The sequence below is a fragment of the Acinetobacter sp. IK40 genome, assembly GCF_035615075.1.
Classification (GTDB): domain Bacteria; phylum Pseudomonadota; class Gammaproteobacteria; order Pseudomonadales; family Moraxellaceae; genus Acinetobacter; species Acinetobacter courvalinii.
Window position 1 is genome coordinate 368824 of sequence record NZ_JANBOE010000001.1, and the last position, 24848, is coordinate 393671.

Below are 24848 nucleotides of genomic sequence, written 5' to 3' on the forward strand. Positions count from 1 at the left end.
TTCTTCTAAGCAACTTGCGTTGATTGATCTGCAAATAAATGAAGTTGAGCCGCGCTGATCCAGACCGTTTGATTCGGTTTGAATTGATGTAAGTTCGCCTCTTCTACACTTAATAAAATTTCAATGGTTCGTCCACTACGATCTTGTAATTCAGCGACAACCCGGCCAGCAATCCATACCTCGCGTAAGAAGGTTGCCTCAATGGTATTGGCTTGAGGCTGGGTATGAATATGTAATTCATTTGGTCGTGCAAATGCAATGACTTTGCCTTGCGGGGCCTCAAGGCTGGTTGGTAACTGAATACGATCATCGCCGATACGGATAATACCGCCTGTATGCTCACCTTCAAAACGATTTGCTTGACCAAGGAAATCAAAAACAAAAGGTGTTGCCGGTTTTTCGTACACTTCGCGTGGTGAACCGATTTGTTCAACATCGCCTTTGTTCATGACAATAATTTGATCTGCAACTTCTAAAGCTTCTTCCTGATCATGGGTGACAAAGATCGAGGTAATATGCAGTTCATCATGTAAGGTACGTAGCCAGCGGCGTAATTCCTTACGGACTTTGGCATCCAGTGCACCAAATGGTTCATCCAGCAACAAAACACGTGGTTCAACTGCAAGCGCACGGGCTAAGGCAATACGTTGACGTTGGCCACCAGAAAGCTGGGCCGGGTAACGATCTGCCAAGAAACCAAGTTGTACCAGATCCAGCAAGCGCGTCACGCGTTTCTTAATTTCAGCTTCTGATGGGCGTGTGGCACGCGGACGCACACGTAAGCCAAAGGCAATATTGTCAAAAACGCTCATGTGACGAAACAGGGCATAATGCTGGAATACAAAACCGACCTGACGTTCACGCACATGGATATCGGTTGCGTCTTCACCTTCAAGTAAAACCTGTCCGCCATCGGCAGATTCCAGACCTGCAATAATCCGTAATAAGGTAGTTTTACCACAGCCTGAAGGACCAAGTAGGGCAACCAATTCACCTTCAGGAAAATCTAAAGAGATATTTTTTAGCGCATGGAATGCACCAAAGTGTTTTTCAATATTTTTAACTTGAATACTCATGTGTTTATTCCTTAGTGGCTAGGTTGATCTTGAGTGGGCTGATGTTGATTTGCTTGTTCTTGGCGGACTTCGAGCCACGTTTTCAAGATCAAAGTGAGAATCGCTAAAAATGCCAGTAACGATGACACAGCAAATGCAGCACTAAAGGTATATTCGTTATAAAGAATCTCGACGTGTAGCGGTAAGGTATTGGTTTGACCGCGGATATGGCCAGAAACCACGGATACTGCACCAAACTCACCCATTGCCCGGGCATTACACAGAATCACGCCGTAAATCAGACCCCATTTGATATTGGGTAAAGTGACTCTCCAGAAGGTTTGCCAGCCTGAAGCACCAAGTACAATTGCGGCTTCTTCTTCCTCGGTACCTTGTGCTTCCATCAACGGAATCAATTCACGTGCAACAAAAGGAACGGTAATAAAAATAGTGGCTAATACAATCGCAGGTACGGCATACAGGATTTTGATATCGTTATCCATTAACCAGCCACCCATCCAGCCTTGAGCACCAAAAATCAGCACCAGCATTAGACCCGCAATCACAGGAGAGACCGAGAACGGTATGTCTATAATCGTGGTGAGAATGGCTTTACCTCGGAACTGGAATTTGGCAACAGCCCATGCCGCTGCTACACCAAACACCACATTAATTGGAACTGCAATCGCTGCAGTGATTAAGGTGAGTTTGACTGCGGATAGGGTGTCCGAATCGGTCAGAGCATTGATATAGACTTCAATGCCTTGCTTGAACGCTTCAACAAAAACTAGAATCAAGGGTAACAGTAAGCAGCTTAAAAAGAAGATTAAAGCCACACCGATTAAACTATAACGTACCCAGATCGGTTCACGGGTGGCGTCTCTGCTTTGCAGTTTGAGTGCCAAAGCATTGCTATTGGTATTTAAGCTCATTGCGCAACTCTCCCTGTACGGCGGCTTGCCCATGCTTGTACTAAATTAATTAAAAATAAGATGGCAAATGACAGAACAAGCATAACGACCGCAATCGTGGTTGCACCTGCATAATCATATTCTTCTAAACGAGAGATAATCATCAGCGGCGCGATTTCGGTTTTATAAGGCTGGTTACCGGCAATAAAAATCACCGAGCCATATTCTCCGACACCCCGGGCAAAGGCCAAGGCAAAACCGGTAAGTACCGCTGGAAACAAGATCGGCAAAATGATTTTAGTGATCGTCTGCCAACGATTTGCACCCAGTGCAGAAGCCGCTTCTTCTAGCTCGGTTTCAATATCGCTCAATACGGGCTGTACGGTACGAACCACGAAGGGTAACCCTATAAAGATCAGTGCCAGTGTAATCCCGATTGGCGTATACGCTACTTCAATTCCAAGAGGAGAAAGATACTGTCCGATCCAGCCTGTTGGTGCATATAAAGAGGTAAGCGCGATACCTGCAACCGCCGTCGGTAATGCAAAAGGTAAATCGACTAAAGCATCGATAATACGTTTACCTGGAAAGCTATAGCGAACCAGACACCAAGCCAGTAACAAACCAAAAATAACATTCACTAATGCAGCAATCAGGGCTGCACTAAAACTAAGTTGCAAGGATTTTAAAATCCGTTCTGAGGTTAAGATTTCCCATAAGCCATCCCATCCAATCCCTAAAGATTTGATAAATACAGCAGATAAAGGAATAAGCACAATCAAAGACACGTAAGCGAGGGTAAAGCCTAATGAGAGACCAAACCCAGGCAGCACTCGGGAACGCTGCGACATGATATTTCCTCAAAGAGAAAGGTTTGCTAAAACCAGCAAATAAATAATGCGATGACTAAAAATACGGGGCGGAACTTAGGCAAACTTCAGATTAAAGTTTGCCTGACTCATTCGGGCAACGAACTGCGTCTTTTTTTCAGGTAACAGATAATTCAGGATTTCCGGAAAAGGACCGAATCCGGAAGCAACATTGACATGACCCACAGCACCTAAATTAATCGGTGTCAGTTTCCATGCCTGGGCCAGTTGTAATGCATCGACATATCCCAGCCAAGGATCATTTTCACTAATCAATAAGGTGGTGGGTACCTCAATATTAAGCTGCTGAAAATACTGTTGATAGTCTGTCAAGCTATGACGTGCAAAGCCGGCTTCACCAAAACGTGCTGGATTGGCAGGCGCAACCAGAAGCAGGTTTTTAACTTTGGTCCGGAGTTCTGGATGTTCAGCAAGCGCAGCAACACTGGTCAAGCAGCCAAAGCTATGTGCCACGATTTGCACTGGCGCAGGCGCGGCTGCAACTGTTTTTACAAACTGGGCAATCCATTCACTTAATACTGGACGATCCCAATGTTTCTGTTCAACGCGAGAGCTAGACACGACTTGCTGTTGTAACCAAGACTGCCAATGCTGCGCTTCGCTACCACCTACACCTGGAACAATTACCGTATGAATCATGTCCGCTCTCCCTATTTACCCGTCAAGTAAATTATTTACCTGTGCTGTTCTGTTTGACGATCTGGTCAAAGATACCGCCATTATCAAAGTGGGTTTTTTGCACTTTGGTCCAGCCACCAAATTCCTGATCAATCGTGACAAGTTTTAGTGGTTTGAATACATTGCTATATTTCTTTAATACCGCTGCATTACGTGGGCGGTAGAAGTTACGTGCAGCAATCTCTTGTCCTGCTGGTGAATACAGGTAGTTCAAGTAACCACGGGCGATTTGTAGATTGCCTTTTTTCTCGGCATTCTTTTCAACCACAGCAACTGGCGGTTCTGCAAGAATAGAAAGAGAAGGTGTAACGATTTCGAATTTGCCCGGTTGCTCACGTACGGCTAGGTAGGCTTCATTTTCCCAAGCCAGCAATACGTCACCGATACCGCGTTCAGCAAAGGTTGTAGTTGCGCCACGTGCGCCTGAATCAAGTACTTTGGTTTGTTTATAAATTTGACGAACAAATTCTTGAGCTTTGGCGTCGTTACCGCCTTTCTGGTGTTTTGCCCATGCCCAAGCACCTAAATAGTTCCAGCGTGCACCGCCAGAGGTTTTCGGGTTTGGTGTAATGATTTCTACACCTGGTTTAACCAAGTCACCCCAATCTTTGATTTGTTTTGGATTCCCTTTACGAACCAGGAAAACAATGGTTGATGTGTATGGTGTAGAGTTATTCGGTAATTTCTTTTGCCAGTCTGCTGGGAGTAATTTTGCATTTTGAGCAATCTCATCGATATCTGCTGCAAGCGCAAGTGTAACTACATCTGCATTTAAGCCATCAATCACGGAACGGGCCTGTTTACCTGAGCCGCCATGTGACTGTTTAAAATCGATATCCTGACCGGTACGCTGTTTCCAGAAGGTACCGAACTGTTTGTTGAAATCGGTATAGAGTTCACGAGTTGGGTCATAAGAGACATTTAAGAACTCTTGTGCTGCAAATGAAGAAACTGAGAGTAATGCAGCAATGACGCCGACTTTAACTTGAGAAAAACGCATGGAAAACCCCTTAAAAACTAAATCACTGTTTGGAATATGTACGCAGCATAACGCCAGTTTTTTTGCAAAAAAAATAATTAAAATCGAATTTGTTATGAAAAATATAGAAATAGATAAAACAGATAAGCTTTGCTGAATTATTGATATATAACACATTTTTAATTCACTCTTTTAATTGTTATAATTGTTTAAAATCAAATGTTTATTTATTTTTGGTCGTGCGGTCTTGTTGAGTGAGTAGGTGCTTAGATCATGCAGTGTTATAAAAATGGACAGTTAATTGACGCCATTCCTTTATTAGACCGTGCTTTTCATTATGGTGATGGTTGCTTTACCACAGCACGTATTTTTCACGGAAATTTTGAGCTAAAAGAGTTGCACTTTGCACGTTTAAAACTGGCCTGTAATAGCCTAAGCCTCGATGCCGATTTATCCTTGATTGAAAAGTCACTTGTACATTTACAGCAGCAATATGCAATGCTGAATGGTACCTTAAAAGTGGTGATTAGCCGCGGTGAGGGAGATCGTGGCTATAGTCTACCGCTACATGCAGCCGATATTTATGTCTGGTATTACCCAAGAGTGACACAGGCTTTTCAACCTGAATGGATTGAAAGTGGCCTGTTAAATCATGCCTTGGGGCTGAATATGCCACATCTGGTCGGCCTGAAAACATTGAACAGATTAGAGCAGGTCTTACTCAAGCAAGAGGCAGATCAGCATGGCTGGCTGGAAGCATTGGTCAGTGATGTGCAGGGGGCTATTGTTGAAGGGGTGAGCAGTAATTGTTTTATTCGTATAAATGATCGGTGGATTACGCCAGAACTTCGTTATAATGGCGTCCACGGTGTGATGCGGGCCAAAATTCTATCGAGAATGCAGCAATATCAGGTTAAATGTGAGCAGCGTTGTATTGAGATGAACGAAATTGGCCGTATTCAGAGTTTATTCTTCTGCAATGCCTTGCACCCGATGAAAGCGGTGATTCGATTTCATGACCGTTGTTTAGAGCAACAACCTTATCTTGATTTATTTGAAACGTTAAAACTTAGCCAGATTGATTAATATGCCAAAGCCGCCTAGTTCCAGCAAAAGTAAGAAAAAGCCAAAAGCGAAACCAAAATCCAGTTTTTCTTTTTTTAAAGCCTTTTTGATCGCCATTGTGGTTTTTATTTTGGTGATCTTTGGCATCGTATGGTCAAGTTTATTCAAAGCTTATCCGGTAGAAGGCAAGAAACAACTTCTGGTCATCTCTTCTGGCGATACCTATTCACGTTTTATTGATCGTTTAGCCAAAGAAAATAATGTGAACTTTCCGATAGTTTTAAAGCTCTATCAGAAGTTTATGATTCATGACACCATGAAAGCAGGTGTTTATGAAATTACGCAAGGCATGACGGTCCGTCAGGTCATGGATATGTTGTCTGATGCAGATAATGCGCAGATGAACCGTATTTTGGTGATTGAGGGAACGACCTTTTCTCAGTTGATCCAGAGTTTGAGAAAAGATTCGAATGTCACCAATACCTTGCTTGACCTTCCTCAATCTGAACTGTTAAAGCAATTAGACATTCCATATACACATCCCGAAGGTCTATTTGCACCAGATACTTATTTCTTTGCCAAAGGTGAAACGGACAAAAAAATCTTAACTGATTTATATCGCCGTCAAATGAAATCATTAGATGAAGCCTGGGCCAAGAAAGCACCGAACTTACCGTATAAAGATAAGTATGAAGCCTTGATCATGGCTTCGATTATTGAAAAAGAAACCAGTCTGGATAGTGAGCTACAGCAGGTTTCAGGTGTGTTCGTCCGTCGTCTGAAAATAGGTATGCGCCTACAAACCGATCCAACCGTCATTTATGGCATGGGCGACAACTATAAAGGCAATATCACCCGTAATGACTTACGTACGCCAACGGCCTATAACACTTACACCATCAATGGATTACCGCCAACACCTATTGCTTTGCCAAGTAAGAAAGCGATTGAAGCAGCGATGCATCCAGACGATGCCAAAAATATATATTTTGTTGCTACAGGCAATGGTGGACATAAATTTACCGCGTCTTTAGAAGACCATAATCGTGCAGTGCAAGAATATTTAACTGTACTACGTTCAAAGAAAAAGCAGGGCGAATAATGTTTATTAGTTTTGAAGGGACGGAAGGCGTAGGGAAGACTACGTTGATTCGTAAAATTCATCAGTACTTTGAACAGCAAGGTAAAGAAGTGGTGTTGACCCGTGAACCGGGCGGCACCCCATTGGCTGAGCAGATTCGTTCATTATTATTAGCAGTAAATCATGAAGAGCAAATGAGTCATGATACCGAGCTGTTATTGATTTATGCAGCACGTGCACAGCATTTACAGCAAGTGATTTTACCCGCATTAGAAGCAGGTAAAATTGTGCTGAGTGATCGTTTTACCGATGCCAGCTTTGCTTATCAATGCTCTGGACGTGGTTTAAGTCAGGAAAAGCTGCAACTGTTAAATCAAACTTTTGTGGCGAAAATGCCGAATATCACCTTTTGGCTGGATGCTCCAATTGAGTTGGGCATGACCCGTGCGCGAGAGCGTGGTGCTTTGGACCGTTTTGAGCAAGAGAAATTAAGTTTCTTTGCTAAGGTGCGTGCAGGTTATGAGACTTTGTGGCAAGCAGAACCTGAAAGGATGAAGCGTTTGGACGCAACACAGAATGCGGATGTAGTGTTTGAAGAGGTATTAAATTATATAAAACTGCTCTAAGAGCTGTTTTATTACAATTTATTTTCCATTATTGTGAACTAACGAATTATCAATGGTTTACTTCTGTTTGGTTGGTTTTTTATGAAAAAATTAGCTGATAATGTTTATCAACATGTTATGGACTTATGTAAACAAGGCGATAAGCAGGTTGCAGAAGGGCAGTTTGAGGAGGCAAAGGATTTTATTTGGATGCTTTGCTTTTATTGCCTTCTAATCATAAAGAGTGGGAAGCAGCAACATGGATATACGTTGCAGTAGGTGATGCACATTTACACCTTAATAATAATGAGAAAGCTTTCAAAGCTTTTTATAATGCTTTGCAATGTCCAAATGGTTTGGGTAATCCATATATACACTTTCGTTTAGGACAGTATTATTTTGAACAAGAAAATTGGGAAAAAGCACAAGATGAATTTGTTCGAGCTTATATGGGAGGGGGCATCGATATTTTCATGGAAGATGACCCCAAATATTTAGAATTTTTAGAACAAAGGGTTAATATTTAATCAGATAGTTTATGTTGTATTAGGTGATGAGTGATGCAGAAAAATGACTATGTCTCTATTTGGGGGGGAGTATTAGATTCTCATGATTCGTTAAATAGTTATACATTTAATGATTATTCATTGGATGGTGAGTTTGTAGGATCTATTTTTTCAAAAGAATTTGAAATAGATTTTGTAGATGACGATTTTATTGAAAAGGATTTCCATAATTTAACTAGTAATTTCGAGATAATTTTAGAAGGTTTTTCTTATTCAGATAAGATAAAAGAGGAAATAACTTTAAAGGGCTCTAGGTTGCCTTTTCCTATTAATTCAATAATATTGATATATAATTTTTCATATGAATTAGACAAGACAACAGAAAACTTTACTTTTTTGTGCGCAGTTCCTTATAAATAATCAAGATTTGGCTGGGCCAACATTACTTATATCTAGTAATTCAGCCCAATTATTAATTTAGTATTTGTCTAAATTAAATATTACTCATTCACCAACGGCTGTTCCACTTTAAAATTCGGTGGAGTGAGCACCGTCTTGCGAATCTCCTTGGAGAGTTCAGGGTAATCCAGTGTGTAATGTAAACCACGTGATTCCTCACGCTCCATCGCACAGCGTACAATCATTTCCGAAACCAGAACCAGGTTACGCAATTCAATCAGGTTCTTGCTAACACGGTAATCCTGATAATACTCAGTGATTTCATGCTTGAGCATTTCAATACGATGTAAGGCACGTTGTAAACGTTTAGTGGTACGCACAATACCCACATAGTTCCACATAGTCGAACGTAGCTCATCCCAGTTTTGCAGAATCACCACATCTTCATCGGCATCGGTAACTTGTGTTTCATCCCAGGTTGGGACATCTGGAAATTGAAACTCAGCATCAAACTTCTGTTCAATATCTTCTGCTGCACTCATGCCATAAACGAAACATTCAAGGAGTGAGTTACTGGCCATACGGTTGGCGCCGTGTAGACCTGTATAAGAGGTTTCACCAATGGCATATAAACCATCGAGATCAGTCTGACTATGTTCATCGACCACTACACCACCACAGGTATAGTGTGCAGCTGGAACCACAGGAATCATATCTTTAGTGATATCAATGCCGAGTTCAAGCAGACGGGCATACAGTGTCGGGAAATGTTCAATAATAAACTCTGGCGATTTATGGGTGATGTCTAACCAGACATGACGAATCCCGAGACGCTTGATTTCATGGTCGATGGTACGTGCCACAATATCACGCGGTGCAAGTTCAGCGCGTTCATCAAAACGCAGCATAAAACGTTCGCCATCGGGGAGGCGCAAATAAGCACCTTCACCGCGCATCGCTTCGGTAATTAAGAACGAGCGTGCTTTCGGGTGATATAAACAGGTCGGATGGAACTGGTTAAATTCCATATTGGCGACACGACAACCAGCACGATAGGCCATGGCAATACCATCACCTGTGGCAATATCAGGATTTGAGGTGTAGAGATAAGCTTTCATTGCACCGCCACAGGCAAGTGCAGTAAATGGAGCCAGGAAGGTATGCACCTGTTCGTGAGTCTCATCTAAAGCATAGAGGCCGATCGCACGATTGACTTGATGTTGATGACCAAGCTTGTGTAGGGTAATCAGATCAATCGCAATATAATTTTCAAAAATTGTAATATTTTTTCGTTCTTTAGCACGTTCAACCAGCGTGGTTGAAATGGCTTTGCCGGTTGCATCGGCAGAGTGAATGATACGACGTTGTGAGTGACCGCCTTCACGGGTGAGATGCAGTTGTTCGTCTTCATCCAGTGTAAATTGCACGCCTTGCTTGAGCAGGAAATCAACGGATGGTTTGCCACCTTCGACGGTATGTTTGACTGCATCTAGCTCACACAAATGACCGCCTGCAATCATGGTGTCATTAATATGTTGTTGAATCGAATCGGTTTCGTCTAAGACTGCCGCAACACCGCCTTGTGCGTAGAAGGTACTGGCTTCCGTCAGCGCCGCCTTTGCCAGAATTGCAATGTTATAATGACTTGGTAAAGAGAGTGCGAGGCTTAAACCTGCACCGCCACTGCCCACAATAATCACATCAAAATGGTGAATTGTTTTTAAATCAGGCATGTCAATCTGCTTCAGTTTTAAACGTTCGCTAATGACACCGCTTTTTTGTCAAAAAGGCAAGGGCCAATTTGCCTGAAATTGAGTGAATTTTTAGCGAATGCGATTTATTTATTGATTAATTTGGCCTCATCTGTATGAATGAGAAAACGATTAACTTTCAGTACATGGTTTTAATCTAGCCTTAAGCTGTCCAAGATAAAACCTTAATTGAAAGGTGAACATCTGGAAAATGCTCCATAATTTATTCACATTTCATTGTTCTATTTGGTTGTATGCATTGAAAATATAAACATTTTTTTACGAAAAGAATGCTAGGGTTATGCTACAAACATAGATCATAACTTTTATTTTAATCAACAGTATGTAGGTTCTTGCTTCATGAAAAGTCGCTATTTACAACAAGGAATGTATGCTGCGGTATTTACGGTAGCAGCTGCTCAAGTCAATGCTGCATCGCCAGTAGATTTTTCAAATCTCGTTGAGCAGGTCAGTCCTGCTGTGGTGAGTGTCAATGTGGTCAAGAAAATGACTCAGGAAGAGTTATTACAACAACAGGTTCCGGAAATTTTGCGTCGTTTTTTTGGTAATCAGGTGATTATCCCGCAACAACAGGGACCACAGGAAAAAACAGGCTATGGCAGTGCATTTTTTATTGGCAAGGACGGGTACTTGTTAACCAATCGTCATGTGGTTGAAAATGCTTCCCGCATCAGTATTATCCTGAATGACCGCCGTGAAATTGACGCAACACTTGTTGGTAGCGATGAACGTACGGATATTGCATTACTTAAAGTCAATGGAAGCAATTTCCCGGAATTAAAAATTGGTAATGTTAACCAGCTTCGCGTTGGTGAACCTGTACTCGCGATTGGTTCGCCATTTGGCTTTGATTATTCCGCATCAGCGGGGATTGTCAGTGCCAAATCACGTAATATGAGTGGTGAAACTTCAGTACCGTTTATCCAAACAGACGCCGCACTGAACCCGGGGAACTCTGGTGGTCCATTGTTTAACCAGCGTGGTGAAGTGGTGGGGGTTAACTCACGTATCTTCAGTGGTACCGGCGGTTATATGGGATTGTCTTTTTCGATTCCAATCGATGTTGCAATGGATGTAGTACAACAGTTAAAGACTACAGGTAAAGTAACACGTTCATATCTTGGTATCATGCTGCAAGACATCGATCGTAATCTGGCCGAAGCTTATAAATTACCGAAACCGGAAGGTTCTTTGATTACGCAGGTTGCACCGAAATCACCTGCTGAAAAAGCAGGCCTAAAATCAGGCGACGTGATTTTAAAAGCCAATGGTGTGCCAATTTCACGTACAGGCGATTTACTTTATTCATTGAATCGCATTGCGCCAAATCAAACCGTTCAGCTCGAAATTTTACGTGATGATAAAACACGCACCATTTCTGCAACACTGGGTACCGCACCAGACGATACGGCTGCAGATGCTGAGAAAAATAATCCAACCAGCGGTTTAGGTATGAGTATTCGTGATCTGACTGCGGCTGAGCAAGCACGTTTGGACATTCGCAGTGGTATTCTGATTCAGGATGTGAAACGTGGTGGCCTTGCATCATTATCAAATCTGGTCGCAGGGGATGTCATTGTTCAGGTTAATGGTACAGCGATTACCAACAGTCAGATGTTCGCTAAAACGGTGGGTGCCTTGCCGAAGAATAGTGTTGCCCGTGTGACCATTATCCGTCAGGGCCAACGTGCAATTCTAGGTTTACGTCTACCTTAAACCTGCTATGGTTGCTCAAAACCACTCTGAAAAGGGTGGTTTTTTATTTTGTAATACTCAGCAGTTTAGACTAGTGTATCTAGCTGAGTTTTGATTGATGAAAGAAGCCAGATAAATGAGTACGATTTTTGATTTGGAATTACAAGTTCAACCTGAGCATATCGATGTATTGGGCCATGTCAATAACGTGATGTATATCCAGTGGATGCAGGATGTCGCTGCAGCACATATCGAAACATTAGGGTTAGGACTTGCTCAGTATCTGGAACTTAAACATGCAATGGTCGCGGTTGAACATCATGTGCAGTATCGCAAAGCCGCTCTGGAAGGTGAACACATCGTCTTGCGTACATGGCTGGATGATATAAATGCCTTATATTCTTTCCGTCAGTATGCATTTTACCGTCCGAAAGACCAAAGTGTTCTGTTTGTGGGAAATACCAAATGGGCCTGTATTGAAATTGAAACAGGACGTCCAAAACGGATGTCACCGAGTTTTACTCAGGCTTACCAACCGATTTCACCAGATTTAAATCCAATGGACTTTTCAATTTCATATACGCAGTCTGAATAAATTCAGAAATCAGCAGCAAATGAATGATCAGAGGGCGGCAGTTTACGATCAATTCATCAAACTAAGTTTAAAAATAGTGAATCAATTAACCTAAACTCGGATTAAATACTTAAAAAAACGTTTAATAACGTTGGCTTATGCGAAAAATTCAATAGATTAAGCTAATTGTATAATTTTTGTATAGTGGTTATTTTATAGCCTCTTAAATTGTGTTTTGGGGAACATGATGAATGACAACGTGGGGGTTGTTGTTTTTTATTTGCTGTGCTTGTTTGCAGGCATTGTACTTGTAATCGGAAGTGTTGTTTTTGATATGACCCTTCTGTTTGTGGGGCTAGGTCTGATTGCTTGCGCTTTTTTAATTAAATCTGAGTTTAATTTAACCGTGATGTTCTGGCATAAAATTGAATAATTAAAAAAAGATGATGAAAAAGCCGTACTGATCAAGCACGGCTTTTTTTTATGGGAGAAAATTTATCGCGATAGCTCAGCTATGCATTTTTGCCTTGAAGGCTGACATTGAAACCGAAATTTACGCAATTGAGCATTTTTGATAGCTATCAGGGTGAATGTTTAATATCAAAAGGTGTGTAAAAGCGAGCGAAAAAGCTGGTCGGACTAATTGATGCTTTTATCGGCGGTTATTTCACTGTTTTGATTAAAATCTGTGATAATGGTCACAATGTTTTTAAAAATTATGAAGTATGGATATCTTAAAATTCGTAAAAAGCTTTAATACCGTGGGATGCTATTTAACCCTTGCCAGCATTTTGCTCGCGATTCTGATTTTTTATTTCTATTATGTAAACCCAAATTAATTTTAAAAATTAAATGGTTAAATAGGCTTTAAGTATTCTAGAAGGGGACTCATCCTGCTACTTTTAAGTGGTTTAGTTTGTTCATTATCAGCATTTGGAAGCATAAACCAAACATCAGGCGGAGAAGAAAATTCTTCCTAGGCTCGATATGCGCTTGTTGAATATATATTGTGAAGTATCCTGTTGCTGTTTCGGATCATGCTCAACTCGTCATGCAAGCTTTGCATTATCAAAATAAGGATGGAATGGCACGGCACCAAGACAGGTCATCCATTCTTAGCCTTATACAACTCACAAACTCTGCAGTATTTTTTAAAGCGATTGTCAGGTTCTGAGGGGGGAAATTAATTTCTCGCTTAAATATTGCTTTCAGCATCACGATGTAGTCTCGGTCACATATACTTTTAACACTATATTTTTAACATTGTTGTGCTTATACTGTGCCGAACTTTTTAAACATTATTTTTCGCAGCAATAGGCAATTATTTAATTGATTAGATTGTTGTGTACATATTCTTAAGGTAACCCATGGCGCAAGCTAAAAAATCCGTAGATATCAAAAATATACGCAATTTCTCGATCATTGCACACATTGACCATGGCAAGTCGACGCTGGCTGACCGTTTCATTCAAATGTGCGGTGGTTTACAAGATCGTGAGATGCAAGCTCAAGTATTAGACTCTATGGAGCTTGAGCGTGAGCGTGGGATTACAATTAAAGCCGCTTCGGTGACGTTGTATTACACCCATCCGAATGGTCAGGAATATCAATTAAACTTCATTGATACCCCAGGACACGTTGACTTCTCTTATGAAGTGTCGCGTTCTTTGGCTGCGTGCGAAGGCGCCTTGCTGGTTGTCGATGCTGCACAAGGGGTTGAGGCACAGTCGGTTGCTAACTGCTATACCGCAATTGAGCAGGGCTTAGAAGTTTTACCAATCTTGAACAAGATTGACTTGCCACAGGCAGAGCCTGAACGTGTCATTCACGAAATTGAAGAAATTATCGGAATTGAAGCGACTGATGCACCAACCTGTTCTGCAAAAACCGGTCTAGGTGTGGAAGGTGTGCTAGAGCGTCTGGTTGATGTTATTCCAGCGCCTGAAGGCGACCGTGATGCACCATTACAGGCATTGATTATTGACTCATGGTTTGACAACTATTTAGGGGTTGTTTCCCTGGTCCGTATCAAGCAAGGTCGTATCCGTAAGGGCGATAAGATGCTGGTTAAATCGACAGGTCAAACTCATCCGGTCACTTCAGTGGGCGTTTTCAATCCGAAACATACTGAAACCGACATTCTCGAAGCCGGTGAAGTTGGCTTCGTGATTGCGGGTATTAAAGATATTTTTGGTGCGCCAGTCGGTGATACCATCACACTTTCTTCTACGCCTGAAGTGGAAACTTTGCCTGGTTTTAAAAAGGTAAAACCACAGGTATATGCCGGACTTTTCCCGATTGATTCAAGTGACTTTGAACCGTTCCGTGAAGCACTACAAAAACTACAGATCAACGATTCAGCTTTATTCTTTGAACCGGAAAGTTCAGATGCATTAGGCTTTGGTTTCCGTTGTGGCTTCTTGGGCATGCTCCACATGGAGATCGTACAAGAGCGTTTAGAGCGTGAATACGATCTGGATCTGATCAGTTCTGCGCCAACGGTCATTTACGAAGCTTTGACCAAGAAAGGCGATATCATTTATATCGACAGTCCATCAAAAATGCCGGATGGTTCTACGGTTGAAGACTTGCGTGAACCGATTGCCGAATGCCATATCCTTGTGCCACAAGAATATTTAGGTAACGTCATGACGCTGTGTATCGAACGTCGTGGTGTTCAAAAAGACATGAAATTCCTGGGGAATCAGGTTTCTATTACTTTTGAAATTCCAATGGCTGAAGTGGTCATGGATTTCTTTGACAAATTAAAATCATGTTCACGTGGTTTTGCATCACTCGACTATAACTTCGTTCGTTTCGAAAGTTCAGCTTTGGTTAAGGTAGATGTATTAATTAATAGTGAGAAGGTCGATGCCTTGGCGATGATTTGCCACCGTCAGGATGCACGCCATCGTGGTATTGCATTGGTAGAGAAGATGAAAGATCTGATTCCTCGCCAAATGTATGATGTTGCGATTCAGGCTGCGATTGGTGCACAAATCATTGCCCGTTCTACTGTGAAAGCGATGCGTAAAAACGTACTGGCCAAATGTTATGGTGGTGACGTTTCACGTAAGAAGAAACTTCTTGCGAAGCAGAAAGAAGGTAAGAAACGTATGAAGCAAGTGGGAAGTGTTGAAATTCCACAAGAAGCGTTCTTGGCTGTATTGAAAGTCGATAGATAAAGAAATGAGGCTGGGGAAACCTCTGGTTTTACCCAGCTGCAAAACGAGCAGTGAGACTGCAAGAGAGGGTTTGTGGATTTTGATTTTAATTTGATTCTAGTACCAGCGACACTGATTTTCTTTCTGGTGTGGTTGCTTGATAAATTTGTATTTAAACAACGTGCAAATAAAGGGCGGAATCAGGAAAACTTTCTTATCACATGGGCATATGACTTCTGGCCAGTGTTGGCGGTCGTGCTGATCCTACGCTCTTTCTTATATGAACCGTTTAATATTCCTTCTGACTCGATGGTACCGACCCTGGAGACAGGCGATTTTATTCTGGTGAATAAATTTGATTATGGTTTACGTCTCCCTGTAGTCAACACCAAGGTTGTCAATGTAGGTGAGCCAAAACGTGGCGAGGTGATTGTATTCCGCTATCCGCCACAACCTACGATTAGCTATATTAAACGTGTCGTTGGTTTGCCGGGTGATCACATTCAGTTTAAGGCGGGTGAGTTGACGATTAATGGTCAGCAAATTGCAAAAGTTGCCACACAATTTTCACGTGTGAAAGACCAGCAAGACACACCAACTGCTTTGTATTTTAAAGAAACCTTAGGTGAGCATCAGCATCTAATCCGCTATCTGGAAGGGCGTAACCCACTGGTTGAACAGTTCCAGTTTGCGCAGTTAAAAGGTGCTGAAGCCTTGGTGCCATTTGTTGCTAAAGCCAATGATGTCTTTATCAAAAGCAATGGACAGGATTGGGAAGTCACCGTACCTGAAGGTCAATATTTCGCAATGGGCGATAACCGTGACCAAAGTGCGGACAGTCGTTTTTGGGGCTTTGTACCTGAAGCGAATTTAACGGGTCGAGCTTTTTATATATGGATGCATAAAGAGCCAGGCTTTAATCTTCCAAGTTTTAACCGAAATGGTAAGATTGATTGATAAAAACATAAAGGAAATATAAAGATGCGTAAATCTCAACTTGGGACTTCGTATATTGCAATTTTATTTGGGGTGGTTTTATTTGCAGTTGCTGTAAAAGCAGCAATTGCAATTTGGCCAGCATACTGGGATGACAAGCTGATTAATAATCAGATTGAAGGCTTATTAAAAGATAGCCCAGCAAACATTACACCAAGTAAGTTTGCCTCCCAGATGGATCAACGTTTTGATATGAACGGGATCCGTGATCTACATTTTAAAGATATTGCGCAAGTGACTTATAAAGATGATCTTGTGGTAATCAAGAAGTATGAAATCCGTAAGCCTTTCATGCTAAATATTAGTCTAGTTATGACCTTTGAGAAGACTTTTGACCAAAAATCTGCAAAACAAGCTCAATGATACTCGGTTGCAAGGACGAATTGGTCACCAGTTTAAACAGATTGATTTGTTAAAACTGGCTTTAACCCATCGTTCTGTCAGCCATAAACACAATTATGAACGCCTAGAATTTCTAGGCGATTCGTTATTGGGAATGATCGTTGCGAATTATTTGTATAATGCCTATCCGCTGGAAAATGAAGGCCGCTTAACGCGAATGCGTGCAACGCTGGTTCGACAAGAAGCCTTAGGAAAAATTGCAAATGATTTACAACTGAGTCGGTCATTAATTTTAAGCACTGGCGAGCTAAAATCAGGTGGTCATCACCGTGAATCGATTTTGGCGGATACAGTAGAGGCAATTATCGGTGCTATTTATTTAGACTGTAATGATCTCAACCTGCTGGAACGCATTGTGTTAAAATGGTATGAACCATATCTTGATCATATCGAACCGACAGATCAACTGAAAGACCCGAAATCACGTTTGCAAGAGTATTTACAAGCACGTAAAAAACCTCTCCCAGTTTACGAGGTTGTAGATATTCAGGGCGATGCACCGAATCAGCATTTCAAAGTGGAATGTTTAGTCGATGGATTGCCAAAAATTCAAGGCGAGGGCTCAAGTCGTCGTTTTGCCGAACAAACGGCAGCGGCAGAGATTTTAAAATTATTGGAGCAATAACCTGATGTCCCATTCAGAAGAAAATAAGCCAGAAGCAGCAGCTGAGCAGCAAGACGGCAATAACTTGATTGATCAATTTTTTAGTTCTCAAGGAACCACGATTCCTTCAGATTTTAAAAGCGGTTTTGTTGCGATCGTTGGTCGTCCAAACGTCGGTAAGTCGACCTTAATGAACCATTTATTGGGTCAAAAACTGTCAATTACTTCACGTAAGCCACAAACCACACGTCATAAGATTGTTGGTATTGATTCTCGTGAAAAATCACAGGCGGTATTTGTAGATACGCCAGGGATGCACAAGAAAGAAGTCCGTGCCATCAACAAGATGATGAACCGCGCTGCTCACTCGGCATTGCGTGATGTAAATCTGGTTTTATTTGTGGTGGATGCACAGAAGTGGACTCAAAACGACGAACTGGTTTTGGAAAAGCTGAAAAATGCCGATATGCCCGTGATTCTTGTGATCAATAAGTTGGATACCTTCGAGAACAAAAACGAAGCATTACCATTGATTCGTGAACGTGCCAAGTTAATGAACTTTGCCGAGATTGTTCCGGTATCGGCATTACGTGGTGCCAATCTTGAACATCTGCGTGATACCATTGAAAAGTATTTACCTTATCAGCCACCATTGTATTCACTGGACCAGATTACAGACCGTTCGGAACGCTTCCTTGCGAGTGAAATTATTCGCGAGAAAATCATGCGTCAGTTGGGTGAAGAACTGCCATACGATTTGACTGTACAGATTGAATCTTTTAAAACAGAAGAAGCGACTGTCAATGAAAAAACCGGTCGTTTAAAACCACCTTGTACTTATATTGATGCAACCATCTTTGTTGAGCGCCAAGGACAAAAAGCCATTGTCATTGGTGATAAAGGCGCGAAGCTGAAAAGTATCGGTATGGATGCACGTGCAGACATGGAAAAAATGTTTGAACAAAAAATCATGCTCACGCTTTGGGTGAAAGTCAAAGGCGGCTGGTCTGATGATGAGCGTGCTTTAAAGAGCTTGGGCTATAGCGATATTTAAGCAATGGAAACAGGTATGAAAACAACAATTCGTGTATTCGCAATCGTGACATGTATTTTCATGTTACAGGGCTGTATTCATAAACTTGTGACCGTACCTGTTAAAGTGGCTTATAAGACAACCAAAGGGGTGGTCAAAGGCACGGCTGCTGTGGTCGGTGCGGTTATTCCTGATGGCGATGATGAAGAAAAGGATGACAAGAAGAAGGACTAATCTCGTTCCATGATGCGTAATGAAGTCCTGCATGGCTATTTGATTCATCATCGTAAATATCGTGAAAAAAGCCATATTGTGCATTTATTTACACAAGAATATGGTCGGGTGGATGGAATCTTGAGACAGATTCCTCCACCGCAGTATCAACCTATTTGCTTGCAAGCGACAGGCAAATCCGAGCTAAAAAACTTCACTAAACTGGAAATTCTGAACCAGCCTGTTTTCTTTCATGGCGATGCTTTTTTTGCTGGGTTCTATCTCAATGAAATTGTGTTGCGGCTTTGCCCCCTGGAAGAAGCAATGCCTCAGACATTTGAGCAATATCAGTTGACCTTGTTGCAATTGCAGCAACTCGCCTCACATGAGCAAGCGTCCTTATTCTTGCGTCAAATCCTGCGTCAATTCGAGCATGTCTTATTGCAAGAGCTGGGCTATGCCATCGATTTTTCAGTGGATGCCAATCAGCAGCAAATTCTGCCACTGAGACATTACCAGTTTCAGTTGAATGATGGATTTTTGCCGGTTGCGCAAGCGTCACGTTCGACACTTTCCGGTACGTTGATTGCGTCTATGCAAAACTATGAAGATGGTCAGGATTTTTCTCACGAACAATTGCAATTATTGGGTAAACTATACCGTCAAATGATTAGCTCATTGCTGGGTGACCGGCCACTTAAAAGCCGTCAACTCTGGATTCAAAGTACACAAACTTGATATTCCTGATGTATTGAAAATTATTATTCAGGGCTCAACCGATAGGATATTTTTTATGGCTGCAATCTTGGGTGTAAACATTGATCATGTTGCAACATTAAGACAGGCACGTGGTACAACTTACCCTGATCCAGTTCAGGCTGCTTTGGTTTGTGAGCAAGCGGGTGCAGAGGGGATTACCTTACATTTACGTGAAGATCGTCGTCATATACAGGACGATGATGTACGTCGTATGCGTCCGTTGCTGAAAACTCGAATGAATCTGGAACTGGCTGTGACAGATGAAATGGTTGCATTTGCCAAAGAGATTCAGCCTCAGCATGTTTGCTTCGTCCCAGAACGTCGCCAGGAAGTCACCACCGAAGGTGGTCTGGATGTTGTAGGGCACTTTGAAAAAGTCAAGGCGGCAACGGTAGCACTGACTGCAATTGGTAGTGATGTGTCGTTATTTATCGATGCTGATCTGGCACAGATTGATGCGGCTGTCGCATGTGGTGCGCCGACGATTGAGATTCATACCGGCGCTTATGCAGATGCAGAAACCGATGAACAGCAACAAGCCGAATTGGCGCGTATTATCAAAGGTGCAGAGTACGCAGCTGCCAAAGGTTTAGTGGTTAATGCAGGTCATGGTTTAAATCTGGACAATGTCGCGGCGATTGCAGCGATCCCGCAAATTCATGAGCTGAATATTGGGCATTCGATTATTGCCGATAGTGTATTGGTTGGACTGGCTCAAGCAGTAAAAGATATGAAAGCAGCAATTCAGGCTGCTGCGAGATAAATTGATGAGTAGTGTAAATTATGATGAGCTGATGCAACCCGTCATTGCATTCTTGGGTTGTACAACGCCTCAGGCATGGCTAGATGAAGCGGTGAATAACCTTGATATCTTGATGCAAGACCATGCCAACTGTGAGAAAAAAGCGGCAAGTACAGCCATGAACCTGATGTTCCGCTATAGCTTCTTTACCGATTTGCAAGTGAAATTGGCGCAATTGGTGCGTGAAGAAATGCTTCATTATGAGCAGGTACTTGAATTCATGAACAAGCGCGGCCAAGAATGGAAGGGCTTGAGTGCAGGGCGTTATGCAGGCGGGCTACGTAAAGAAATCCGTACTTACGAGCCTGAAGCATTGATTGATGTCATGATTATTGGTGCTTTTGTAGAAGCCCGTTCATGCGAGCGTTTCTATGCGCTGGCACCGATTGTTGATGATGAGCTGGGGCGTTACTACCGTTATTTACTTAAATCGGAATCTCGCCATTTTGAGGACTATTTAGCGTTAGCTTTAGATGTTGCAAAATCAGCGAAGCTCAAAGACCCGGAAGAAGATATTCAGCAGCGTATTGAATATATCCGTGAAGTGGAAAAAAATCTGATTTTAACTCCAGATGATACCTTCCGTTTTCATAGTGGTGTACCTGCAACAATGGCAGCTTAATCTGAATCTGAAAGAAAAAACCTCTGATCAGCAGAGGTTTTTTTATGGGAGTTTAATTTTATCATGTCATAAAAAAGCCCCAATCAATGATCAGGGCTTTTTAGAATCTTGGCTCTCCCACCTGGGCTCGAACCAGGGACCTGCGGATTAACAGTCCGTCGCTCTACCGACTGAGCTATGGGAGAATAGTAGATTGGCTCTCCAACCTGGGCTCGAACCAGGGACCTGCGGATTAACAGTCCGTCGCTCTACCGACTGAGCTATTGGAGAATCTGATGCGCATTTTAGGCATGAAAAGCAGATGCGTCAACAACAATAATAAATAAAATTAATCGTTTGCTTGATTAATAATCTTTTCAGCGTAAACCGAGCAAAAAATGTGGGAAAAAGATCTTATTTACTTAAAAATTAATCAGTTAATGTGCTGTTCCTTGAACTTTGCCAATGCATCAATTCGATATTGAATCAGCATTTCCCCAATTTCTGGGCCGCTGACATGTTCAGGTAAATCCTGCGCACGTATATTTCTGACGATTTGCATGGCATCTAACATATATTGTGCTTGCGGATAAGGACGCTGCTCCAGACCCAAACGACCTTTGGCATCACATTCACAGGCCTGTACAAAAGCCTCTACTTTTTCTGGTCGGCGTAGTACATCCAAACGCTGTAACAAACGCCATAAAGTACCCGGTTTCAGATTCTTTACCTGATGACATTTTAAATGCTCTTTACATACGATCAGGGCCAGATTTTTCAAGGCAGTCGGTACCTTCAAGCGGTCACAGATCTGGGTAACGGGTGGAATACCACGTTCTTCATGCATAATATGTCGTGGTAACTCGTCTACAGGGGTGAGTGCTTTGCCTAGGTCGTGTACCAGCACTGCAAAGCGCACTTCAAGCGCATAATTCGCTAAACAGGCCTGTTTTAGTGCCATCAGGGTGTGAATGCCGCAATCAATTTCAGGATGATATTCTGGACGTTGAGGAACGCCGAATAATGCATTGATTTCCGGGAATAAGGCTTCCAAGGCATCACAGTCTTTTAAGATCTGGAAATACACATCTGCATGATCTTCCATTAAGGCACGAGAGGTTTCTTTCCAGACGCGTTCGGGCGTTAATGCACTTAATTCACCTGACTGGGCAATCTTTCGCATCAACTGCAAGGTTTCTTCTGCAACGGTAAAGCCGTAAGTTGCATAACGTGCTGCAAAACGGGCTACGCGGAGTACACGCAAGGGATCTTCGGTAAATGCATCTGAAACATGACGTAGAATTTTGTGTTGTAAGTCCTGCTGACCACCATAGGGATCATAGACTGTGCCATTTTCATCCATTGCCATTGCATTAATGGTCAGATCACGACGAATCAGATCGTCTTCTAATTTTACGCTGGTATCAGTGAAAAACTGGAAGCCATGATAACCCACACCAGATTTGCGTTCAGTACGTGCCAGTGCATATTCTTCTTTTGTTTTTGGATGTAGGAATACAGGAAAATCTTTACCGACAGGTTGATAACCTTCGGCCAATAATTGTTCGGGTGTTGCTCCAACCACCACATAATCTTTTTCGTGATAGGGATGGCCGAGTAAATGATCCCGGACTGCACCGCCTACTAAATAAACTTGCATGAAAAAACCTCGATTCTTCACATAATCATGCTACAGAATAGAGGTTTTCTCAAGCGCTAAGCGAAGCTTTTCCAGAAAAGCTTCGCTTAGGTGAACTTAGTTTTGGCTTTGTTGAATTTCAGCAACTGTTAATGCTGTCATATTGACCAGACGGCGAGTCGTTGCTGTAGGTGTCAGAATATGAACAGGTTTTGCAGCACCGAGTAAAATAGGACCAATGGTCACATTATTCCCCGAAGTTGCTTTTAACAGGTTGAATGAAATGTTTGCCGAATCGAGGTTAGGCATGATCAACAAGTTTGCCGAGCCTTTGAAGCGTGAATTCGGGAATGCAAAATGACGAATATTTTCATCTAATGCAGCATCACCGTGCATCTCGCCTTCCACTTCAAGTTCAGGAGCCTGTTCAGATAACAAGCGGTAAACTTCACGCATTTTTTGTGCGCTTGGATCGGTTTGATCGCTACCAAAGCTCGAGTGTGAAAGCAGGGCAACACGCGGTGTAATACCAAAACGGCGAACTTCTTCTGCTGCCAAAATTGTCATTTCAGCAAGCTGAGCCGCAGTTGGGTTGGTGTTTACATAGGTATCGGCAATAAATAAATTGCGATCTTCAAGCATCAAGGCGTTCAAGGTAAAGAATGTGCTGCGACCTTCTTTCAAACCAATGATATTTTTCACGAAATCTAAGTGAATGTCATAGCTTGAATAAGTACCACATAACATGCCATCTGCTTGACCAAACTTCACCAGCATGGCTGCAATGAGTGTAGAACGACGGCGTGCTTCACGTTGCGCGTATTCAACCGTAACGCCTTTGCGTTGCATGATCTGGTGATATTCTTTAGAGAACTCTTCGTACTGAGGATTTTTTTCCTGATCGACGATTTCAATGTTTACACCATGTTGTAAGCGTAAACCAAGCTTTTTGATATTCTCTTCGATCACGGCGGTACGACCAACAAGAATCGGTTTTGCCAAGCCTTCATCAACAGCAATCTGAACCGCACGTAATACGCGTAGATCTTCGCCTTCGGCATAAGCAATGCGTTTCGGGTCGGTTTTTGCCTGTGCAAAGATCGGTTTCATCAAGAATGCCGAGTTATAAACGAACTCAGAAAGACGTTGACGATATGCAGAAAAATCTTCGATTGGACGGGTTGCGACGCCAGAATCCATTGCTGCTTTGGCAACGGCTGGTGCAATTTCCAGAATCAAACGTTGATCAAGCGGGCGAGGGATCAGGTAGTCACGACCAAATGAAGCTGATTTTTCACCATAAGTGGCAGCATCTGCTTCTACATGTGCCATACGCGCAATCGCGTGGACACAGGCAATTTTCATTTCTTCATTAATGGTTGTCGCACCAACATCCAGCGCACCACGGAAGATATAAGGGAAACAAAGTGCATTGTTCACTTGGTTCGGATAGTCAGAACGACCTGTTGCCATAATCACATCTGGGCGAACTTCGTGTGCATGTTCAGGTAAAATTTCCGGATCAGGGTTTGCCAAGGCAAAAATGATCGGGTTCTCAGCCATTTCCTTAACCATTTCTTTGGTCAAGATGCCTGCTGCTGAAAGACCGAGGAACATATCTGCGCCTGCCATGACTTCATGCAACTGGCTGGCTTGAATGTCTTGAACATAACGTTTTTTCGACTCGTCCAGACCTTCACGGGCAGTGGTTAAAAGACCACGAGAGTCGGCTACAACGATGTTGTTTTTATTGACGCCTAATGCGCAAAGTAAATCTAGGCAAGAAAGTGCAGCAGCGCCTGCGCCTGAGGCAACAATTTTAATTTCATCAATTTTCTTATTTACGATCTGTAAAGCATTAAGCAATGCTGAACCGACAATAATACTGGTTCCATGTTGGTCATCATGGAATACCGGAATTTTCATGCGTTCGCGAAGTTTCTTTTCGATATAGAAACATTCTGGCGCTTTGATATCTTCAAGGTTGATACCACCAAAAGTTGGCTCTAGGGCCGCAACGATATCAACGATTTTGTCTGGATCATTTTCATCAATTTCGATATCGAAGACATCAACACCAGCGAACTTTTTAAATAGAACGCCTTTACCTTCCATAACCGGCTTAGAAGCAAGAGGACCAATATTTCCCAAACCAAGCACGGCAGTACCATTACTCACGACGGCGACCAGATTACCACGTGCTGTATATTTTGCAGCGGTAGAAGGGTCACGTTCGATTTCTAAACATGGAGCTGCAACACCAGGGGAATAAGCAAGCGCTAGATCTCGTTGGTTAACGAGCTGCTTGTTTGGTGTCACACTGATTTTTCCAGGTGTAGGAAATTCATGGTAATACAAAGCGGCTTGTTTTAAAGATTGATCGTCCATCTGAGTCTCATTTGTTCCGATAATAATCAGACATATA

General features: G+C 42.4%; 24 protein-coding genes and 2 tRNA genes. 16 read left to right on the forward strand and 10 right to left on the reverse strand.

The window, feature by feature from the left end; translation table 11 throughout:
• Positions 1-5: 5 nt before the first annotated feature.
• From MSG93_RS01830 to MSG93_RS01850, 5 genes are all read right to left on the reverse strand, one after another.
• On the reverse strand, positions 6-1076 hold the full coding sequence (locus MSG93_RS01830; RefSeq protein WP_005229505.1) for a sulfate/molybdate ABC transporter ATP-binding protein: 1071 nt from the start codon (positions 1074-1076) through the stop codon (positions 6-8).
• An 11-nt stretch (positions 1077-1087) separates the two neighbouring features.
• Positions 1088-1987, reverse strand: coding sequence for a sulfate ABC transporter permease subunit CysW (gene cysW / locus MSG93_RS01835; RefSeq protein ID WP_324619419.1), 900 nt, complete (start codon positions 1985-1987; stop codon positions 1088-1090).
• The gene (cysT, locus tag MSG93_RS01840) at positions 1984-2817 is read right to left on the reverse strand and encodes a sulfate ABC transporter permease subunit CysT (protein WP_005229508.1); all 834 of its coding nucleotides are present in this window, start codon (positions 2815-2817) and stop codon (positions 1984-1986) included. Before cysT ends, cysW begins: the two co-directional genes overlap by 4 nt.
• Positions 2818-2892: 75 nt before the next feature.
• A complete protein-coding gene (locus tag MSG93_RS01845; RefSeq protein ID WP_324619421.1) occupies positions 2893-3495 on the reverse strand; it encodes an alpha/beta hydrolase in 603 nt (200 codons plus the stop codon).
• A gap of 31 nt (positions 3496-3526) precedes the next feature.
• A complete protein-coding gene (locus tag MSG93_RS01850) occupies positions 3527-4534 on the reverse strand; it encodes a sulfate ABC transporter substrate-binding protein (RefSeq protein WP_005284652.1) in 1008 nt (335 codons plus the stop codon).
• A gap of 252 nt (positions 4535-4786) precedes the next feature.
• Here MSG93_RS01850 and pabC point away from each other — a divergent pair, with 252 nt between their 5' ends.
• The 5 genes from pabC to MSG93_RS01875 all read left to right on the forward strand — a co-directional run bounded on the left by pabC (position 4787) and on the right by MSG93_RS01875 (position 8190).
• Positions 4787-5599, forward strand: a complete 813-nt coding sequence (pabC, locus tag MSG93_RS01855; RefSeq protein WP_262474883.1) for an aminodeoxychorismate lyase — start codon at positions 4787-4789, stop codon at positions 5597-5599.
• A gap of 1 nt (position 5600) precedes the next feature.
• Complete coding sequence (gene mltG / locus MSG93_RS01860; protein WP_032867417.1) at positions 5601-6680, forward strand: endolytic transglycosylase MltG; 1080 nt, start codon at positions 5601-5603, stop codon at positions 6678-6680.
• The gene (tmk, locus tag MSG93_RS01865; protein WP_324619426.1) at positions 6680-7285 is read left to right on the forward strand and encodes a dTMP kinase; all 606 of its coding nucleotides are present in this window, start codon (positions 6680-6682) and stop codon (positions 7283-7285) included. Before mltG ends, tmk begins: the two co-directional genes overlap by 1 nt.
• A 185-nt stretch (positions 7286-7470) precedes the next feature.
• A complete protein-coding gene (locus tag MSG93_RS01870) occupies positions 7471-7791 on the forward strand; it encodes a tetratricopeptide repeat protein (RefSeq protein ID WP_324619428.1) in 321 nt (106 codons plus the stop codon).
• Positions 7792-7824: 33 nt separating this feature from the next.
• Positions 7825-8190 (forward strand): immunity 22 family protein, encoded by a 366-nt coding sequence (locus MSG93_RS01875; protein ID WP_324619430.1) that lies wholly within the window; start codon positions 7825-7827, stop codon positions 8188-8190.
• Between the two features lie 80 nt (positions 8191-8270).
• Here the strand turns inward: MSG93_RS01875 and nadB are convergent, their stop codons facing one another.
• Positions 8271-9908 (reverse strand): L-aspartate oxidase, encoded by a 1638-nt coding sequence (gene nadB, locus MSG93_RS01880; RefSeq protein ID WP_324620646.1) that lies wholly within the window; start codon positions 9906-9908, stop codon positions 8271-8273.
• A gap of 372 nt (positions 9909-10280) precedes the next feature.
• On the opposite strand from nadB, the gene MSG93_RS01885 reads away from it, so the two are divergent.
• From MSG93_RS01885 to MSG93_RS01940, 11 genes are all read left to right on the forward strand, one after another.
• Positions 10281-11657: a Do family serine endopeptidase gene (locus MSG93_RS01885; protein ID WP_262768479.1), complete on the forward strand. Its 1377-nt coding sequence runs from the start codon at positions 10281-10283 to the stop codon at positions 11655-11657.
• 115 nt (positions 11658-11772) lie between these two features.
• Complete coding sequence (locus tag MSG93_RS01890; RefSeq protein WP_324619433.1) at positions 11773-12231, forward strand: thioesterase family protein; 459 nt, start codon at positions 11773-11775, stop codon at positions 12229-12231.
• Between the two features lie 1346 nt (positions 12232-13577).
• Positions 13578-15395 carry a translation elongation factor 4 gene (lepA, locus tag MSG93_RS01900; protein ID WP_005229528.1) on the forward strand — a complete coding sequence of 606 codons (1818 nt, stop codon included), beginning with the start codon at positions 13578-13580 and terminating at the stop codon, positions 15393-15395.
• A 72-nt stretch (positions 15396-15467) separates the two neighbouring features.
• Positions 15468-16331: a signal peptidase I gene (gene lepB, locus MSG93_RS01905; protein ID WP_005284675.1), complete on the forward strand. Its 864-nt coding sequence runs from the start codon at positions 15468-15470 to the stop codon at positions 16329-16331.
• A gap of 24 nt (positions 16332-16355) precedes the next feature.
• Positions 16356-16733 (forward strand): DUF4845 domain-containing protein, encoded by a 378-nt coding sequence (locus tag MSG93_RS01910; protein WP_032867408.1) that lies wholly within the window; start codon positions 16356-16358, stop codon positions 16731-16733.
• Complete coding sequence (gene rnc / locus MSG93_RS01915) at positions 16702-17397, forward strand: ribonuclease III (RefSeq protein WP_004771512.1); 696 nt, start codon at positions 16702-16704, stop codon at positions 17395-17397. The genes MSG93_RS01910 and rnc overlap by 32 nt, the downstream gene beginning before the upstream one ends.
• Before the next feature lie 4 nt (positions 17398-17401).
• Complete coding sequence (gene era, locus MSG93_RS01920; RefSeq protein ID WP_005229533.1) at positions 17402-18430, forward strand: GTPase Era; 1029 nt, start codon at positions 17402-17404, stop codon at positions 18428-18430.
• 15 nt (positions 18431-18445) lie between these two features.
• Positions 18446-18643 (forward strand): NF038104 family lipoprotein, encoded by a 198-nt coding sequence (locus MSG93_RS01925; RefSeq protein WP_005284684.1) that lies wholly within the window; start codon positions 18446-18448, stop codon positions 18641-18643.
• Positions 18644-18652: 9 nt separating this feature from the next.
• Positions 18653-19360: a DNA repair protein RecO gene (recO, locus tag MSG93_RS01930; protein ID WP_005284688.1), complete on the forward strand. Its 708-nt coding sequence runs from the start codon at positions 18653-18655 to the stop codon at positions 19358-19360.
• Between the two features lie 55 nt (positions 19361-19415).
• Complete coding sequence (pdxJ, locus tag MSG93_RS01935) at positions 19416-20144, forward strand: pyridoxine 5'-phosphate synthase (protein ID WP_324619441.1); 729 nt, start codon at positions 19416-19418, stop codon at positions 20142-20144.
• A gap of 4 nt (positions 20145-20148) precedes the next feature.
• A complete protein-coding gene (locus tag MSG93_RS01940) occupies positions 20149-20805 on the forward strand; it encodes a tRNA-(ms[2]io[6]A)-hydroxylase (RefSeq protein ID WP_005284694.1) in 657 nt (218 codons plus the stop codon).
• Positions 20806-20914: 109 nt separating this feature from the next.
• On the opposite strand, the gene MSG93_RS01945 is transcribed toward MSG93_RS01940, so the two are convergent.
• From MSG93_RS01945 to MSG93_RS01960, 4 genes are all read right to left on the reverse strand, one after another.
• Positions 20915-20990, reverse strand: a tRNA-Asn gene (locus MSG93_RS01945).
• A gap of 9 nt (positions 20991-20999) precedes the next feature.
• Positions 21000-21075: transfer RNA gene (locus tag MSG93_RS01950), tRNA-Asn, on the reverse strand.
• Between the two features lie 142 nt (positions 21076-21217).
• Complete coding sequence (locus tag MSG93_RS01955) at positions 21218-22444, reverse strand: multifunctional CCA addition/repair protein (RefSeq protein WP_324619444.1); 1227 nt, start codon at positions 22442-22444, stop codon at positions 21218-21220.
• Positions 22445-22540: 96 nt separating this feature from the next.
• The gene (locus MSG93_RS01960) at positions 22541-24811 is read right to left on the reverse strand and encodes an NADP-dependent malic enzyme (protein ID WP_005229544.1); all 2271 of its coding nucleotides are present in this window, start codon (positions 24809-24811) and stop codon (positions 22541-22543) included.
• Positions 24812-24848: the final 37 nt, after the last annotated feature.